Genomic DNA, 15,895 nt, shown 5'->3' with positions numbered 1-15,895 from the left:
TTATGGAACAACAAAAAGAAATCAATAAAATAGCTATCATTGGAGCAGGAGGAGTAGGAGCTACTACTGCTTATGCTCTAATGATTAGAGGAGTAGCTTCTGAAATTGCTTTAATTGATATTGATAAAGAAAAAGCTGAAGGGGAAGCTATGGATATTACCCATGGTGCGTCCTTTGTTCAACCAGTTGAAGTCTATGCTGGTGAATATGCAGACTGTAAAAATGCTGATATTGTAATTGTTACTGCTGGAGCTAACCAAGCCCCAGATGAAACTAGATTAGATTTAGTCAAGAAAAATACAGAAATATTCAAAGATATCATTCCTTCAATTACTGAATATAATCAAGATGGTATTCTATTAATTGTTAGTAATCCAGTAGATATTTTAACATATGTATCACTTAAATTATCTGGCTTCCCTAAAGAAAGAGTTATTGGTTCTGGTACAGTACTTGATAGTTCGAGATTTAGATCTTTAATCAGTAAAAACTGTGGAGTAGCTGCTAATAATGTCCATGGCTATATTATTGGTGAACACGGCGATAGCGAAGTTCCGGTCTGGAGTTTAACTAATATTGCTGGTACTAAACTAGATAACTACTGTCCAATCTGTACCAAAGACTGCAGTAATAATAACCGACAAAAAATTGCTGATAAAGTTAGAAATGCTGCTTATGAGATTATTGAACGCAAAGGAGCAACTTATTACGCAATTGCCTTAGCGATAACTCGCATTGCTCGCAGTATTTTGCGAAATGAAAACTCTATCTTAACTATCTCTAGTTTGATCGAAGATAAATACGGCGTCAATGATGTCTGCTTAAGTTTACCTACAGTTCTTGATGGCTCAGGAGTAGATAGAGTGCTAAACTTACCTCTTAATGATAAAGAAAAAAAGGCCTTTCAAAAATCAGCTACTAAACTACAAGAAACAATTCAAGAGTTGGATTTATAAAGCCAACAGGGGAATTAATCCCCTTGTTTTAATATCCTAATCAAATTCCATAGTATTCTCCACTAGGATCTCTTCTTCTGCCACCCAAGCATAAAGAAGTAAACAACCATTACTAGCAGTAGATAATTCATGAAGCTCTCCCGGAGAATTATAAATCAAGCCCCCAGGTGGGAAAACGCCTCGATCATTAACAATTACCTGGCCACTAATACAAATATAGGACTCAGCTATATCAGCATGGCTATGTTGAGGATAAGTACAATTAGGACCTAGTAAAACTAAACCTAAAGTTAAATCGGAATTTATAATTGGCCCTTGGGGACTCATTATCTCTGCATAAGCATATTTTTCTGCTAACTCCTCTGGTAACTCATCATACCCATACTCCCAGGTTAAATTAGACTGTAAAGAATCAATCAAATCTACTACAGATGGATAAGAAGATCTAGTAATAATCTCAGGTAAATAGTCACACACTGGCTTGACTGCTGGTTCTCTAGTCTGCAAATTAAACTGATCAAAACCTACTTCCATTCTAGTTAGTACTTCCTTTTGGTGCTGAGCAATAGAATCACTACCTGTTATTTCAACTGAGCTATACAACCTATAATATTCTTCTAGTAGAGATCGCCATAGAGTTCGTTTCATCTTTTCTACCTCCTAATTAATAACTATAATTATTATAGCAGATTGGAGATAAAATTAAAAAAAGTCATTGACAAACAAAAAAACTAATGTTATATTATTAGATGTCGTCGCAAAAAAGATTGCCCAAAAGCGACTTAGATAAAATTTATTTCATTTCTCTCTTGACAATTTAGTCTAAATAACTTATAATAGTAGTCGCTGTAATTGAAAAACACAGCATAAATAACGGAGCATGGCTCAGCTTGGCAGAGCACCTGGTTTGGGACCAGGGGGTCGCAGGTTCAAATCCTGCTGCTCCGACCATTATTTGCGCCCGTAGCTCAACTGGATAGAGTTACAGACTTCGAATCTGGAGGTTGGAGGTTCGACTCCTCCCGGGCGCGCCAATAACAAACAATTAACAATTACTTTTATCGTGGGCCATTAGCTCAGCTGGTAGAGCACCAGACTTTTAATCTGGGTGTCGGAGGTTCGACTCCTCCATGGCTCACCATTCTGCCCCCATCGTCTAGCGGCCTAGGATACTGGGTTTTCATCTCAGCGGCAGGGGTTCGAATCCCCTTGGGGGTACCACTATAATTTAATCAATACACTTAAGAGATTTATTTAAGAAGTAATATTTTGAGTGAAGTTGTAGTTATTTAGATCCACGGAGAGTCTTGGGTTTTAGACTCAAAGGGGTACCAATTTTAATTAACAGTTCACAATGTACAATTGAGAATTAACAATTAAAAAATCAATTATTGTTATTGAATTAGATTTTGAATCCAACTGTAAATTGTAAACTATAAACTGTCAATTATTATGGGGACGTGGTGTAGTTGGTTAACACGCCGGCCTGTCACGCCGGAGATCGCGAGTTCGAATCTCGTCGTCCCCGCCATTAAGCTGACGTAGCTCAATTGGCAGAGCAGCTGACTTGTAATCAGCAGGTTACCGGTTCAAGTCCGGTCGTCAGCTCCACTTTAACTGTAAACTAAATAATGCGGAGGGGTTCCCGAGTCTGGTCAAAGGGAGCAGACTGTAAATCTGCCGGCGATGCCTTCAGAGGTTCGAATCCTCTCCCCTCCACCACTTTACTTCTGGCAATCAGCCAGATTTTTTTATTTTTTGTTTATCATTTCAAGAGAAAAGAATTTAATTGATAATATAAATCCTTACTTTCTCTTATTCCAAAACCAGTATAAACTACCTCTCCTTTTTCAAAAAGTTTAAAAACTGGTACACTAGTAATTTTATATTCTTCTGTAACTTCTGATAATTCTGAAATTACCCCCTCATAAACTGGTAATTCAGGTAATTGATCAATAATTTCTTCTAGATTTCTTTTAGCTAATTGACAATACCCACAATCTTGACTAGAAAAAATAATCAGTACAAGTTCATGTTTCGTAATAACCTTTGTAAAATTATCATCAGTAACTGAAGGAAATCTCTTCATTGTATTTATTACTCCTTCGCTAATAATTTAAAGATTTAATGTTATCTTAATAAAAAAAACAGACTAGTCGGCAGCGATTTAGCCGGTAGTAAATAAATGATTATATTCGGCTTAAGATCAGCAGAAAAACTATGACTCCAAGGAGCAGTCCCGCGAGTGATCTGTAAATAAAGACTACCTTCTTTACTCCGGTGATTACCTTGGTTCCGAGCTAATACTTACCGGCACAACTCCTTTAAGTCGGCCAAACTATAATCCAAATCTACCTTAATCTGACTAGTACTAGCCAATAAACGCTCCAAATGTTCCTCTAATTTAAATAATTTCTCTCCGTATAATTTAATTACTTCATAGAATCCATCTTCAAATAAAAAACCTCTATCTTGAATCGAAACAGTTCCCTGCTCTAAAGTAGTATATTCTCCATTAGCCCTTCCTCTTTAAATTAATTCAGCAAAACCAGTCTGTCTTAAAGCCTCGTATAAAATAATACTAACTGAATTAGCCAAATTAAGTGAGCGAATATCCTCTCGCATAGGGATCCTAATACACTGCTCAGGATAATCCTCTAAAATATAATCAGGTAAACCAGCAGTTTCTCGCCCAAAAACTAAAAAATCATCTGACTCATAATCTACTTCTGTGTGATAATCACTAGCAAATTTAGTAGCAAAATAAAAATTACTAGCAGAATATTCACTAAATAACTCTTCTAAACTATCGTGATATTCAATATCAACTTTATCCCAGTAATCAAGTCCTGCTCTCCTAACGGCTTTTTCATCAGTAGAAAAACCTAAAGGTCTAATTAAATGTAAACTGACTCCTGTACAAGCACAAGTTCGAGCAATATTACCTGTATTAGGAGGTATCTCTGGTTGATATAAAACAATATGCACATTATCACTCCTTAATTTCTAAATTACTATCTATTTCTTCTTCATTAATTACCCTAATTCCTTCCTGGACTAACAAAGCAGTAGTTACTCCTCTTCCTGGCTGGTGTTGACCAGTAAAACTACCATCATAAATCGAGTTACTACCACAAGAAGGGCTTCTCGCTTTTAAAATTGCTAACTGACAATCATTCTCTTGGGCCAACTCCAAAGTATACTTGGCTCCGGTAATAAATTCTGTTGTCACATCTTTACCTGCTTTAGTAACTACTTTAGCCCTTCCAGCTAACACATCTACTCCAGTTCCTCCTTGGATCTCAGCTGGAGGTCTAGGAGTTGGCAAACCACTCTTTCTCTCCGGACAAACTGAAATAATATCTTTATCAACTAATAATTCCTGTAATTGTGGGTGATAATTATGACCACCATCATACTTACAATCCTCTCCTAATAAACAGGCACTAACTAAAATCATATGATTACTCCTTTATAGTAATTTACAATTTACAATTATTAAATTCTAAATTGTCCATTCTCAATCATTTCCCATTAACCATTCCTGAGCAGAAGTGAAAAGACTAAATTGTTCAATAGTTACATATTTATGATATTTTCTTCGCCAGAGATTAAATTTAAATTGAGAAATCAACTCTTCTAAAATCAAAGCTATTTTATCCAACTCTAGTTTAGATAGAGCTTGAATAAAGACATCAAAGTTACTTTTTTCTAAATTAACCTCTGTTACATCTAATAATAGCTTATTCACTTTAGTATCAGCCAATAAATTAACCACCTGATCACATAACTTTGTAGCTTCTACTTCATCTATTACATCACTTCCTCTAATAACTATAAATTCCTTTTTTACTTCTAAATCATACATTATATCCCTCCTCTAGTATATTCTATTAAGCTATAATTAATTCTGTGCAAAAAATAAAAAAGAGCAGCTACTAACTACTCAATAATAATTATTGCTGTTTAGTTCTTAAATGTAGTGGCTGTAATTGATCTTGATCAATTACTATTGGATAATCATAAGCTGCCTGGCTGAACTTCTCTTCCGCTTGGTCAAGGGGTATTCCTTGCAGATTAATCTCTTTAACATTTCCTACTCCTACTTGAGATTTGATTAGATTATGTAAATAATGGACTGCCTGTTGTCTAAACCCTAATAATCTAGCTCCTACTACATCAGTTGCTACTGGATCAGTTCCTGTCACTACTAAATCTGCATTAACTGGCTTTCCATTTGAAGGCCCAGTACCTACCATTCCTTGATCACCACTTAAAATAGTAAGATCAATAGGAATTAACTTTCCCATAGCAATAATAAATTTGTGTAAGTCCTCATGAATGCCCTGATCTGCTTTAGGAAATCCATGTAGCTCAGCTGGAGGCCAGGAAAGAGCAATATTCTTAATTCCTAAAGAAGCTGTTGCTTCTTCGTGATGCTTAATCTGAGTATAAGAAATCATAAAATCAGTCTCTACTAATAATTTATTTAACTTAATTTTATCTATCCGAGAATGATCCAGAGTAAACTCCTCATAAGGGCCATAATTCAAATCAACAAACTCCACTTCTTCCGCTGCAATCACTTCCTGATATCCTGTCTGCTGGAAGACTTGTTTGGTCTCTGCTCCTCCTGAACCAGCTGCTATTACAATCTTAGCTGGGGCTAACCCTTTAATATACTGGATCAATTGTTGTAAAGAATCCGGGCCAACTACCGTTCCTGTCTGAGGTGCATTAGTATTGACCCAGTTAGGAATAATCGTTACTGTATCCTGGCTACTAATTGCTTCAGCAACAGGCAGTTGATCTAGCGACCACTGAATCACATCCCCTTCTAGTCCTTCCCCTACTACTACACTAGATTCTTTGATTTTTCGGTTACGTAAGATACTATCCCTCCCCCTTTTTGATTTAGAATTGATAATTGAGAGTTGATAGTTAATAGAATTAAAAATTATTCAGTATCTATTTTAACCACTAAATGGAATTATCATTCCCTAGTTGAGTTCTATCTTTTTTCTTCTCACTCACGATAATCCTCTCTAATAAAAAAACTCCCTATCTCTAGGGAGTTAAAAATAATTATGATAACTAATTAAAAATACATCTATGACCCTCTTGAGTAAAGCATTTATTACAGGAAATACACTTTGCTTCTTCTTGCTCTCCGGATTGAAACTTATTGATTAAGTCCGGTTCTCTAATCAATGGTCTAGCTAAAGAAAAATAATCTATCTCAGTAGTCTTTAAGACATCTTCCATGACATCCAGTGACCTATTGCCGCCTATTAGAATAACTGGCACATCCACTTCCTCAGCTATCTGAGCAGCATAGTCTTGAAAGTAAGCTTCCTTATCTGGAGCATCTATCCCACTTCTAATAGTTCCTTGCTCACGAGGAGAAGATTCACAACCGCCACTAATCTCAATCCCATCAATTCCTCTCTGAGCAAGCTCCTGTGCTACCTTCTTACTGTCAGCAAATTCTAAACCTTGCTCTATAAAATCAGCACAATTAAGTTTGATAAGAACAGGATAATCTAGACCTACTTTCTCTCTAATAGCTTCGTAGACTTCATAAATAATCCGAGCTCTATTCTCTATACTGCCACCGTATTCATCTTCTCTTCTATTATAGTAAGGAGTTAAAAACTGACTCAATAAATAACCATGGGCCCCATGGATTTCTACTCCATCAAAACCAGCTTTTTTAGCTCGCAAACCAGCTTCAGCAAAACTATTGACCAACTGTTGAATATTCTCCTTAGTCATTCTCGTAGGTGTTACCCCGGTTGCCTGATTCTCTACTGCTGAAGGACCCCAGATTTCTCTACCTTCTGGTGGATAATGAGTCTGCGAACCGCCATAAGCTATCTGGAGTATAGCATTACTCCCCTGGTTATGTATCGCTTCAGTTAACTTTTGGTATTCCTCAATAAAGGAATCATCATAAATGCCCATCATCCCCGGATTAGGCTGCTCATTCTCCATCACAAAGGCGTAACCAGTAATTATTGCTCCTACTCCACCAGCTGCTAGTTCGCGATAGATCTCTAATAAATCATCTGTTAAATAACCCTCTGCAGTAGCTAAGTTTTCCCAAGTTGCTCCCCGCATAAATCTATTCTCTAATTCCATACCTTGCACAAAAGTTGTAGCAAATAATTCAGACATATTAATTACCTCCTAAAATAATTAGATATCTAACTAATTCTAGAGCTAGATTAAATAATAACATATCTACTTCCTAATTACAAATAGTTAATACCAGTCAATGACTCCACAGGCTAATCTCTTCCCTGCTGCTCCAGCTGGTTGACTGCGAAAATCATCAGGATGTTGGTGAATAATTACTGATCTTCCTACCACATCTTCTGGCTGAAATCGATTGGTAAAAACACTCATCCTAGCAACTCCATCATTGGAAAAAAGAACTGGTAAATCACCAGCATGATTGCCATGAGGACTATTATCGGGATTATAATGGCCCCCAGCTGCTTGAAAAGGATCTTCTGGATCACCAACTGTACAATCTCCGAACTGATGAATATGAAATCCATGCGGGCCAATAGGAGCTTGTTCCTCCTGCCCTGGTTGATAAGCTGGCAAACCTGTTACTTTAACTACTACTCTAGTTCCTTGAGCTACTTTTTTAAAGTAAACAACACCATTAATCTCAGGTGCTAGCGGACCTCCTTTAATTATAGCATAACCTACTTTGCCTAAAAATAACCTCTTTAAAAAACTCATAATCTGCCCTCCTTTTTGTTTGCTCTAAACTTATTAATATCAATATGCCAATCAGCCACCTAGTGTGTCTGAGACATAATTTTTTACTAAAAATCTTAATTTATTGTTGACAAGCTTAATTTTTTGCGATATACTAGTAAATGTCGCAAAGAGGAAGACAATAATAAATTTCTTGGACCTGTAGCTCAGCTGGCTAGAGCAGTCGGCTCATAACCGATCGGTCGGGGGTTCAAATCCTCCCGGGTCCACCACTTTATATATTAGAAACAAAGAGCTCCCTAATTAGGGAGCTCTTTGTTATTTATTTTAATAATCTATTATTTATTTAAATTAAACTGTCTTCCAGTAGAATTTATTTTTCTTGATCTCTGTTTTTACTGCTCCTGTATTAGATAAAAAACTTAAATAAGCCATAGTTATTGTTTTCATCAAATAATACTGTTGCGTTGTTGTTATTTCAACTTCATAAGCAACACATAGCTTCTGGAGAATATCTTCAGTAGTCTGTTTACTAGTCAATCTACTTAATAAATAGTCCTCCACATCTTCAATAACCTCTAAATTAATCTTAGCTAACTCTGTAATCTCCTGAGTTAATTTGCCATGAGCCGGTAGATAAAAATTATAATCACTCCCCTGTAACCAGTTTAATGTTTCCTTTTGCTCTCTAATAGCAGTACAAAACAGAATTTTATGTTTCCGTAAGGCTCCTTTAGCAAATACTGCATCACCACAAAACAATACCCCATTGACTGCTAAACCAATCTGGTTGAGAGTATGGCCGGGTAAAGTGATAATTTCTATTTCTATTCCATTAATTACTAACTTTTCTTGTTGATCATCTATAATAGTATCCACTTGCGAATCCTTAGCCCTTAAAAATTTATTTTCTAAATCAGCCAGAGGTTTGGCCCCGGAAAAAAGATACAGCGGTTCTAAATAAGGATTCTCAACTATTCCAGCTTCTAATTGAGACGCATAAATTTTAGCCTCTGTCTCCTGCTCAAGGTAAGCATTTCCGCCACAATGATCAGCATGTGAGTGAGTATTAATTATTGCCCCTAGAGATAACCCCTCTTTCTCTAGTAAATTTAATATTTTTCGAGCTGTACTATCATCCAAACCACTATCAATCAAAATAGCTTGTTCCCCAGCTTTAATAACCCCAATATTAGCTGGATTAGAAATATAATATAAATTTTCCTTAATCTGTTGTAATTCCATATTATCCTCCCTATGATTAAAAATTAAACTCTCTATTTACCTCAGTAACTTCATCGTATATATTATCTAAGCTATTATCCCCAAAAAACTTCTCGTAGGTAGAGATAGCATAGGTATCCATCATGCCGGAAATATAATCTATTACTAATCTTTTTCGCTGCCTATCACTAGCTCCCTCACTAACTCTATACTCAACTGGTAAAAACCGACTATCTGCATTAAAGTCCTGATCCATAAATACTTGGTATAAACCTCTAATTACTTTTTCTCCTAATTTTTCATACTTCTTAATTATATCAGTCCGATTAATACACTCAAAAGTAATATCTTTTAGACCTTGGGCCAACTCACCGAGCCTCTTAAAACCTAATTCATAATCATACTGAGTACCAGTCTGCTCTTTATCTTCCTTAGCAACTTCTACTAGATCAAGATCAGAGACTAAGGTATGTACTATAATAGATGTTAATTCTTTATTAAATAAAAAGGTATATTCCTCAGAAGAATTATAAATTTCCCCTTGTTTGGCAACTGCACTAGCTTCTTTAACGATATCCTTTAGTTTTCTGTGAGCTACACTCTGCGGACCATATTTAATCCTAAACTCATGTAGCACCTCATCTATATTAAAAATTTTTAAGTTTAAGGCATCCTCTACATCATGAGCTGCATAAGCTATTTCATCAGCCAGATCCATAATCTGAACATCTAAGGTCCTAACTTGCAAGTGATACTTCTCAAGTAAATCTTTAAACTTGTGATAGTGACTATCATAAATAAATTTAGTAGCGTGGCCCTCTCTTTGCTTAAAATACTTAATCACTCCTAAGAGCGTCCTATAAGTCAGATTTAGTCCCCTTTCATCTGGTCGTTTCTTCTCTAAATCCATTAGCACTCTTAAGTTTTGGGCATTACCCTCAAAACCACCAATCTCCTGGCTTAAATCATCTAATACTTTTTCTCCGTGGTGGCCAAAGGGGGAAATCCCAATATCATGGGCCAAAGCACAGCTTTCTACAGCATAGATTTCCTGTTGCTTATAGCCTAGTCTTTCTGCTATAGCTCGAGAAATCTGAGCTACTTCTAGACTATGAGTTAATCTATTCCGAAAGAATTGTTCCTCACTAACTCCTAGTAACTGCCTTTTACCTTGTAACCTTCTAAAGGAAGAAGAATATAAAATTCTAGCATAATCTCTCTGAAAAGGATTCCTCTGTCGTTTATCTTGAGTATCATGAAATCTTTGTTGTAAAATATCTCGATTCAGTTGTTGCTTATAATCTTGTACTTTATCTTGTAATTTTAGATCAGATTCCATAATTATCCTCCTTTTTATTTGGCCTGAGAATTATGAGTATAAAAAACATATATACTTAAACTATAAGATAATAATCCTGCTACATTAAAAAGGATACTATCTTTTTACCAAAGTTATTCAAAATAACCCTCCTAATTAGTAAAAGAGGTGCTATATTTTAACATAGCACCTGAGTAATTAAAATATAAAACCTGTTACTAGAAAAGCTATAGCAGAAAAACCAGCTACAGTTAAAGCATAAGGTAGTTGCGTATTTACATGATCCATATGCTCACATCCAGCCCCAATAGAAGACATAATTGTTGTATCAGAAATTGGAGAGCAATGATCACCAAAAGTTCCTCCAGACAGGACAGCTGCCGCTGCTACAAAAGGATTCCCTCCTGTAGCTAAAACAAGAGGAATTGCTATTGGAATCATCATCGCCCACACTCCAAAGGAAGTTCCCATCGAAAAGCCCATAAAAGAACCGAGAACAAAGGTTGCTACTGGAACTATTGCTGGCGGAATATTACCTGAGGCAATAGCTTCAATATACTTAGCAGCACCTAATCCTTCAGGAGCAGGGGCTTGGAGAATATCTCCTAAACTAACAGCCAAAATAATAATTAGCCCCCCAGTAATAGCTGATTTAGTTCCTTCTAATCCTTCATCTAAAAATTCTTCTGCTGTCATTAAACCACTGGATACATACTTAATGAAGGCAACAAGTAATCCTAAGGTAAAACTAATCAGTAACATATCTCGACTCCCTAACGGAATACTTGAAACACCTAAACTTTTAAAAAAGGGTAGACTAGCAAAAGTATAATTCCAGGAGCCTAAAGTAACAAGTGAAACTATAGAAACTCCTAAAGGCCACATCATATCGGCTACAGTACCATCTTTAACTTCCTCAGCAGAATCAGTCTCAGTTCCTGTATAATCAGTATCTCCCTCAACGGCCTGCTCTTCTGCTTTTTTCATTGGTCCATAATCCTTAATCACTTTATTAGCTAGCAAAAAGACAAATACTAGCATAAAGATATTATAAAAATTATAAGGAATCGTCTTCACTAAACCAACTATTCCATTCTCCACACTAGGGATGTTATCCTCTAGGAGTACTGACATATAAGCTACCCAGCCCGAAACAGGAACTAAAGTATTAATCGGAGCTGATGTAGAATCCAACAGAAAAGCTAGCTTTTCCCGCGAGATCTTTAGTTTATCATAGATCGGTCTAAAGACTGTTCCTGTAGCTAAAGAACTAAAGTAAGCGCTAGTAAATAACAAACATCCCATAATCCCTGTTGCATTCTGGGCACCTTGTCTACCTTTAACTTTTTCAGATAACCAATCTCCAAAAGCTAATGCACCACCTGACTTGTCTAATAAAGTAATAAAGGCACCTAATAATAAGACAACTATAAATATCTTCGCTAGACTAGCTCCGCCGAGAATCCCAATCCCTTCTAAACCAGCTTCTTCATTAGCCGGATGGCCAACAATTGTATCAAACAAGTTAGGGATCGAGTATAAAATAGCATGACCAAGTCCATTAGTTGCACTATCAATAATCAACGATCCGGCCAATAAACCTGCCAATAAAGACTCAATTACTCTCTTCGACCAAATAGCCAATCCTAAAGCAATAATAGTCGGTAACAAAGATAACAAACCATAATGAGCAATTTCCATATTCTATCCTCCTCTACTCACTACTTAGTGTACAAGTTACTTCTTAACTTGATCTATAAAATACTTAAATAAGTTTGTCTGCTCCGCTATCTCTTCAAACATCATTTCCGGATGCCACTGGACTGCTACTAGAAAAGAATCTCCTGGTTGTTCAATAGCTTCAATAACTCCATCAGCAGCTATAGCTGTAACTTCTAAATTATCGCCTACTTCTTTAATAACTTGATGATGAAGACTATTAGTCCTAATCTGCTCTCTACCAAAGGCTTGAGCCAAATGAGAATCTGTTCTTAATTCTACCTCATGTACTTGATACCATTTAGGAAATTCCAAAGCTTGATGGTGTTTAGTCTCAGTTTGATAATGGTCCAAATCCTGATATAAAGTACCATTATAATAGACATTTATCAGTTGCAGACCACGACAGATGCCTAAGATTGGTTTGCCTGCTTGGATTACCTTATCTAATAATTTAAGCTCAAATTGGTCTCTAGCAGGAGTTATTGCCCCACAATCCTGAGCTGGTTCTGCCTCATATAATAACGGATCAAGATCTGCCCCACCACTAAACAAAAAACCATCACACCGATCTACAAGATTAGCTATATATTCTTCATCAACTATATTACTTAACAGTACAGGAACGCCCCCCGCTTCTTTTATTCCTCGGGGATAATCCATAGTACACATTGCCATATCCTGTCCAATAAATCCTCGTGATCTATCTTCTAAAGTTCCTAATTCATTACTATCAACATAATAATTAGTTATCCCAATTAAAGGTTTCATGTCTATCTCTCCTTGTAGTTATTATATTATGTCCATTAGTTAATCACTATTTAAATTATAACACATAAATTATTATAGGATCAACAACTAGAAAGGATGGTGAAAAAATGAGTCACTCTACTAATAAGGACAAATCCTATATTAGAATCTTTCATGCAGCTCCTAATGCTCCCGCTGTAGATATTTATGCTAATAATAATCTAGTAGCTCGTAATTTAAGTTATCGCAATTTTACAGACTATTTACCAATTCCAGCGGGAACTGTTAGAGTTAAAGTCTTTCCCACTGGTAATAAGACTAATCCTTTAATCGATACTTCTTTAGAAATTATTGCCCAAACGATTACTACTGTAGCTGCTATTGGTCAACCTCCTAACGTCTCATTATTACCTGTAGAAGACCCTCGGATTCCTATTGAACCTGGTAAATCCTTTCTTCGGTTTGCTAATTTAGCTCCTACTGCTTCTAATCTAGATGTTTCTTTACCTGGCGGGCCAATCTTATTTAAAGATGTAGGCTATAAAGAAGTAACTGACTATATATCAGTCAGCCCGAAAACTTACACTATAGAATTATTTCCTACAGGTACTGATGATAGAATTCTTTATGTTCCTAATATGACATTACAACCTAATAACTTCTATACTATATATGCTATTGGAGTAGTAGATGGTTCTCCTCCTCTACAAGTAGTAATCCCTCTAGATGGAAACTCATATATCCAATTTTAACTAGTTAAATAATATAACCTGATCTTTTTTAATTATATGTGATTTATGATATAATAAAGTAAGATCACAGCAGAAAAAGGAGGGTTATATGAATTCAATGCATTCTATTTGTTCTATAGATATAGTACTTATTGTCTCGCAACTGAATAAAATCTTGACTGAAGAGATAAAAAAAGAAAATAAAAAACAAAATATAGCCAACTTACATCCTACCCAAGCTAAAGCTTTATTTTTATTACGGGAAAATAAAAATTTAAAACTAAGTGATTTAGCCAGCCATCTCTCCTTAACTAAACCAACTGTTACTGTAGTAGTCCAGAAGTTAGAGGAAAAAGGCTATATAGTCCGCAAGGATTGTCCTCAAGATAAACGATGTAGTAGACTGAAGTTAACTGACTCGGGAGAGAAAGTACTGGATACTTTCTTGAAAGTAGGAGCTAAAATCAAACAACAATTATTTACTGGATTAACCGAAGAAGAGATTAAAAACTGTGCTCATACTCTTAAAAAAATGATTGATAACTATTAAAGAGCACTAAATTGAGGTTAACCTCAATTTAGTGCTCTACTTAATTACTCTTCATCTAAATAACAACCTACGATTTTACCAAAGTAAAGCTTATGATAAGCTTCCTCAGCATACCATTGCTGGTCGATTTCGGGATCTAAGTTACTTTGATCCATAAACTGTTCAAACTTAATCTCACATTCATAATGTAGATCGCAGCCTCCAATTACTGGGGTAGTTACTTGCTTACCAGATAAGGCAGTTAAATCACACTCAGCAAATTTATCATAATTTCTACCTGATTTAGTCCCACAAAAGCTTAATTCTTCTTGGAAGCTATCATCTAGAGGAATACTAACTGTAAATTCATCTGCCTCCTCAATTAACTCGTATGTATATCTAGAGTCTCTGACCATTACTAAAAAGAAAGGTTGGCCCCAGATGTAACCAATACTACCCCAGCCAATAGTCATTGTATTAACTTCGTCACCACTTTTAACTGTTAAAAAAGCACCATCTCTAATAGCTCTAGTCGCTTGTTGCATATAAGCATCATAAGGAACTTGCTGCATCTTACCCCTCCCCATAATAATTTAGAATTGACAATTGATAATTAAAATCAAATAATAGATAACCACTCTGATGACTATCAATTTATCTATAATCATACACTAAAATTATATGGTATAGGCATCTACTTTTATAACTTTAAATTACGATTTATCTCAAACTCAACCTTAACCTTGATCTTGGCCTAGACCTCAATCAAATTATAATCTCTACTTCCTAAACCAATCTTTTCCCCATGAGCTAACTGAGCTTCCCAATCTACATCAGGATGAACTCCTCTAAACTTATCTTCTCCTGGCTCAAAATTATCTTTTAGAGCACTATTTTTATTACCTCGTTGTTGATTTACAAGATCAGCACAAGCCTGATCTAAAGCAACAGGATCATCAGAAGCTAAAATTCCTATATCATTTACAATTGGCTGATCTGACCAAGGAGTACAATCACAAAGAGGAGATACATCCATCACAAAGTTAATATAGCACATCTTATCTTCTTTATCTTGGACTGCTCCTAAAGTGAATTCTGTCATTCTCTCTTGGACTCCCACTGGCGCATCTGCTTTACCCTCAGTAGAAATAGAATCAGTAGGACAGCTAACTAAACATTCCCCACAGCCAACACAAGTATCTAAATCAATCTTAGCTACTTGATCAACAGCAATTGCATCATGATTACACCATTTAGCACATTCACCACAAGCAACACAATCTTCAATATTAACTCCTGGTTCTACAACAGCATGCATCATTTGCTTTCCACTACGACTCCCAAGTCCCATCCCAACATTCTTAATTGCTCCTCCAAAACCAGTTAATTCATGCCCCTTAAAGTGAGCCATACTAATCATTCCATCAGCTTGCATAGCTTCCGAACCAAGTTTAACAAAATCAAAGTGATCTCCATCTATCTCTACTTCAGTAAAGTTCTTACCTTTAAGTCCATCTGCAATAACTAAAGGAGCTAAGACAGTAGAATAACCAAATCCATTAGCAATTGCTGTATTTAAGTGATCAATTGCATTAGAACGTGCTCCCGAATATAAAGTATTAGCATCTGTTAAAAAAGGATTTCCACTATTCTGTTTAATTTCTTCTACCATTCTCCGAGCAAACATAGGCCGAATAAAAGCATTACCACCTAATTCACCAAAGTGCATCTTAATTGCCCACAACTCATCCTCTCCAATCAAATCATTAAAACCAGCTTCCTTAAATAATTTAGATAATTTATTAACTAAATTATTCTGTTGAGTATTACTTCTGATATCGGAATAATAAACATCACTTGACATTATATTACCTCCTTGGGTAGTTAAAAATTAAAAATATCTTTCAGCAAGTGTGTCACCACAGGTGATACAGTC

18 protein-coding genes and 8 tRNA genes are annotated in these 15,895 nt (G+C 35.8%); 11 read left to right on the top strand and 15 right to left on the bottom strand.

The annotated features are described in order from the left end of the window. The first annotated feature begins 2 nt into the window (after window positions 1–2). Window positions 3–956 carry an L-lactate dehydrogenase gene (locus ACYQ3D_RS09630; protein ID WP_459838147.1) on the top strand — a complete coding sequence of 318 codons (954 nt, stop codon included), beginning with the start codon at window positions 3–5 and terminating at the stop codon, window positions 954–956. 36 nt (window positions 957–992) lie between these two features. On the opposite strand, the gene ACYQ3D_RS09625 is transcribed toward ACYQ3D_RS09630, so the two are convergent. Then, entirely contained in the window at window positions 993–1,604 is a 612-nt protein-coding gene (locus ACYQ3D_RS09625) for a dimethylsulfonioproprionate lyase family protein (RefSeq protein WP_459838146.1), read from the bottom strand. 226 nt (window positions 1,605–1,830) lie between these two features. Here ACYQ3D_RS09625 and ACYQ3D_RS09620 point away from each other — a divergent pair. The 7 genes from ACYQ3D_RS09620 to ACYQ3D_RS09590 all read left to right on the top strand — a co-directional run bounded on the left by ACYQ3D_RS09620 (window position 1,831) and on the right by ACYQ3D_RS09590 (window position 2,678). Then, window positions 1,831–1,907: transfer RNA gene (locus ACYQ3D_RS09620), tRNA-Pro, on the top strand. 6 nt (window positions 1,908–1,913) lie between these two features. Further along, window positions 1,914–1,990, top strand: a tRNA-Arg gene (locus tag ACYQ3D_RS09615). A gap of 31 nt (window positions 1,991–2,021) precedes the next feature. Continuing rightward, window positions 2,022–2,097, top strand: a tRNA-Lys gene (locus ACYQ3D_RS09610). Window positions 2,098–2,101: 4 nt separating this feature from the next. Continuing rightward, a tRNA-Glu gene (locus ACYQ3D_RS09605) sits at window positions 2,102–2,177 on the top strand. A 233-nt stretch (window positions 2,178–2,410) separates the two neighbouring features. Then, window positions 2,411–2,487: transfer RNA gene (locus tag ACYQ3D_RS09600), tRNA-Asp, on the top strand. 4 nt (window positions 2,488–2,491) lie between these two features. Further along, window positions 2,492–2,567 (top strand) — tRNA-Thr (locus ACYQ3D_RS09595). Window positions 2,568–2,591: 24 nt separating this feature from the next. Beyond that, window positions 2,592–2,678: transfer RNA gene (locus ACYQ3D_RS09590), tRNA-Tyr, on the top strand. A gap of 43 nt (window positions 2,679–2,721) precedes the next feature. Here the strand turns inward: ACYQ3D_RS09590 and ACYQ3D_RS09585 are convergent. From ACYQ3D_RS09585 to ACYQ3D_RS09550, 8 genes are all read right to left on the bottom strand, one after another. Then, entirely contained in the window at window positions 2,722–3,045 is a 324-nt protein-coding gene (locus ACYQ3D_RS09585; RefSeq protein ID WP_459838145.1) for a thioredoxin family protein, read from the bottom strand. Window positions 3,046–3,263: 218 nt separating this feature from the next. Next, complete coding sequence (locus tag ACYQ3D_RS09580) at window positions 3,264–3,434, bottom strand: aminotransferase class IV (RefSeq protein ID WP_459838162.1); 171 nt, start codon at window positions 3,432–3,434, stop codon at window positions 3,264–3,266. 51 nt (window positions 3,435–3,485) lie between these two features. Beyond that, complete coding sequence (trmL, locus tag ACYQ3D_RS09575) at window positions 3,486–3,944, bottom strand: tRNA (uridine(34)/cytosine(34)/5-carboxymethylaminomethyluridine(34)-2'-O)-methyltransferase TrmL (protein WP_459838144.1); 459 nt, start codon at window positions 3,942–3,944, stop codon at window positions 3,486–3,488. A 4-nt stretch (window positions 3,945–3,948) separates the two neighbouring features. After that, complete coding sequence (locus tag ACYQ3D_RS09570) at window positions 3,949–4,416, bottom strand: 2-thiouracil desulfurase family protein (protein ID WP_459838143.1); 468 nt, start codon at window positions 4,414–4,416, stop codon at window positions 3,949–3,951. Between the two features lie 60 nt (window positions 4,417–4,476). Beyond that, complete coding sequence (locus ACYQ3D_RS09565; RefSeq protein WP_459838142.1) at window positions 4,477–4,824, bottom strand: hypothetical protein; 348 nt, start codon at window positions 4,822–4,824, stop codon at window positions 4,477–4,479. 88 nt (window positions 4,825–4,912) lie between these two features. Then, window positions 4,913–5,785, bottom strand: a complete 873-nt coding sequence (locus ACYQ3D_RS09560; protein WP_459838141.1) for a DUF362 domain-containing protein — start codon at window positions 5,783–5,785, stop codon at window positions 4,913–4,915. A gap of 265 nt (window positions 5,786–6,050) precedes the next feature. After that, on the bottom strand, window positions 6,051–7,133 hold the full coding sequence (locus ACYQ3D_RS09555; RefSeq protein ID WP_459838140.1) for an NADH:flavin oxidoreductase: 1,083 nt from the start codon (window positions 7,131–7,133) through the stop codon (window positions 6,051–6,053). 87 nt (window positions 7,134–7,220) lie between these two features. Next, complete coding sequence (locus ACYQ3D_RS09550) at window positions 7,221–7,709, bottom strand: superoxide dismutase family protein (RefSeq protein ID WP_459838139.1); 489 nt, start codon at window positions 7,707–7,709, stop codon at window positions 7,221–7,223. A gap of 174 nt (window positions 7,710–7,883) precedes the next feature. Between ACYQ3D_RS09550 and ACYQ3D_RS09545 the strand changes: the two genes are divergently transcribed. Continuing rightward, window positions 7,884–7,960, top strand: a tRNA-Ile gene (locus ACYQ3D_RS09545). Window positions 7,961–8,039: 79 nt separating this feature from the next. On the opposite strand, the gene ACYQ3D_RS09540 is transcribed toward ACYQ3D_RS09545, so the two are convergent. The 4 genes from ACYQ3D_RS09540 to ACYQ3D_RS09525 all read right to left on the bottom strand — a co-directional run bounded on the left by ACYQ3D_RS09540 (window position 8,040) and on the right by ACYQ3D_RS09525 (window position 12,720). Continuing rightward, entirely contained in the window at window positions 8,040–8,933 is an 894-nt protein-coding gene (locus ACYQ3D_RS09540) for an MBL fold metallo-hydrolase (RefSeq protein ID WP_459838138.1), read from the bottom strand. Window positions 8,934–8,949: 16 nt separating this feature from the next. After that, window positions 8,950–10,251 carry a deoxyguanosinetriphosphate triphosphohydrolase family protein gene (locus ACYQ3D_RS09535; RefSeq protein ID WP_459838135.1) on the bottom strand — a complete coding sequence of 434 codons (1,302 nt, stop codon included), beginning with the start codon at window positions 10,249–10,251 and terminating at the stop codon, window positions 8,950–8,952. Window positions 10,252–10,428: 177 nt separating this feature from the next. Beyond that, window positions 10,429–11,931 carry a Na+/H+ antiporter NhaC family protein gene (locus tag ACYQ3D_RS09530; RefSeq protein WP_459838133.1) on the bottom strand — a complete coding sequence of 501 codons (1,503 nt, stop codon included), beginning with the start codon at window positions 11,929–11,931 and terminating at the stop codon, window positions 10,429–10,431. A gap of 36 nt (window positions 11,932–11,967) precedes the next feature. Beyond that, window positions 11,968–12,720, bottom strand: a complete 753-nt coding sequence (locus ACYQ3D_RS09525; protein WP_459838131.1) for a gamma-glutamyl-gamma-aminobutyrate hydrolase family protein — start codon at window positions 12,718–12,720, stop codon at window positions 11,968–11,970. Window positions 12,721–12,827: 107 nt separating this feature from the next. Here ACYQ3D_RS09525 and ACYQ3D_RS09520 point away from each other — a divergent pair, with 107 nt between their 5' ends. Together ACYQ3D_RS09520 and ACYQ3D_RS09515 are read left to right on the top strand one after the other, a co-directional pair. Then, window positions 12,828–13,451, top strand: a complete 624-nt coding sequence (locus ACYQ3D_RS09520; protein ID WP_459838130.1) for a DUF4397 domain-containing protein — start codon at window positions 12,828–12,830, stop codon at window positions 13,449–13,451. Between the two features lie 88 nt (window positions 13,452–13,539). Beyond that, window positions 13,540–13,980 carry a MarR family winged helix-turn-helix transcriptional regulator gene (locus tag ACYQ3D_RS09515; RefSeq protein ID WP_459838129.1) on the top strand — a complete coding sequence of 147 codons (441 nt, stop codon included), beginning with the start codon at window positions 13,540–13,542 and terminating at the stop codon, window positions 13,978–13,980. A 44-nt stretch (window positions 13,981–14,024) separates the two neighbouring features. Here the strand turns inward: ACYQ3D_RS09515 and ACYQ3D_RS09510 are convergent, their stop codons facing one another. Further along, a complete protein-coding gene (locus ACYQ3D_RS09510; protein ID WP_459838128.1) occupies window positions 14,025–14,531 on the bottom strand; it encodes a flavin reductase family protein in 507 nt (168 codons plus the stop codon). Between the two features lie 182 nt (window positions 14,532–14,713). Beyond that, on the bottom strand, window positions 14,714–15,823 hold the full coding sequence (locus ACYQ3D_RS09505; RefSeq protein ID WP_459838127.1) for a DUF362 domain-containing protein: 1,110 nt from the start codon (window positions 15,821–15,823) through the stop codon (window positions 14,714–14,716). Window positions 15,824–15,895: the final 72 nt, after the last annotated feature.

It is taken from the genome of Halanaerobaculum tunisiense (assembly GCF_054657635.1).
The sequence above is the reverse complement of the archived record's forward strand: the minus strand, read 5'-3'. Positions and strand labels throughout refer to the sequence as shown.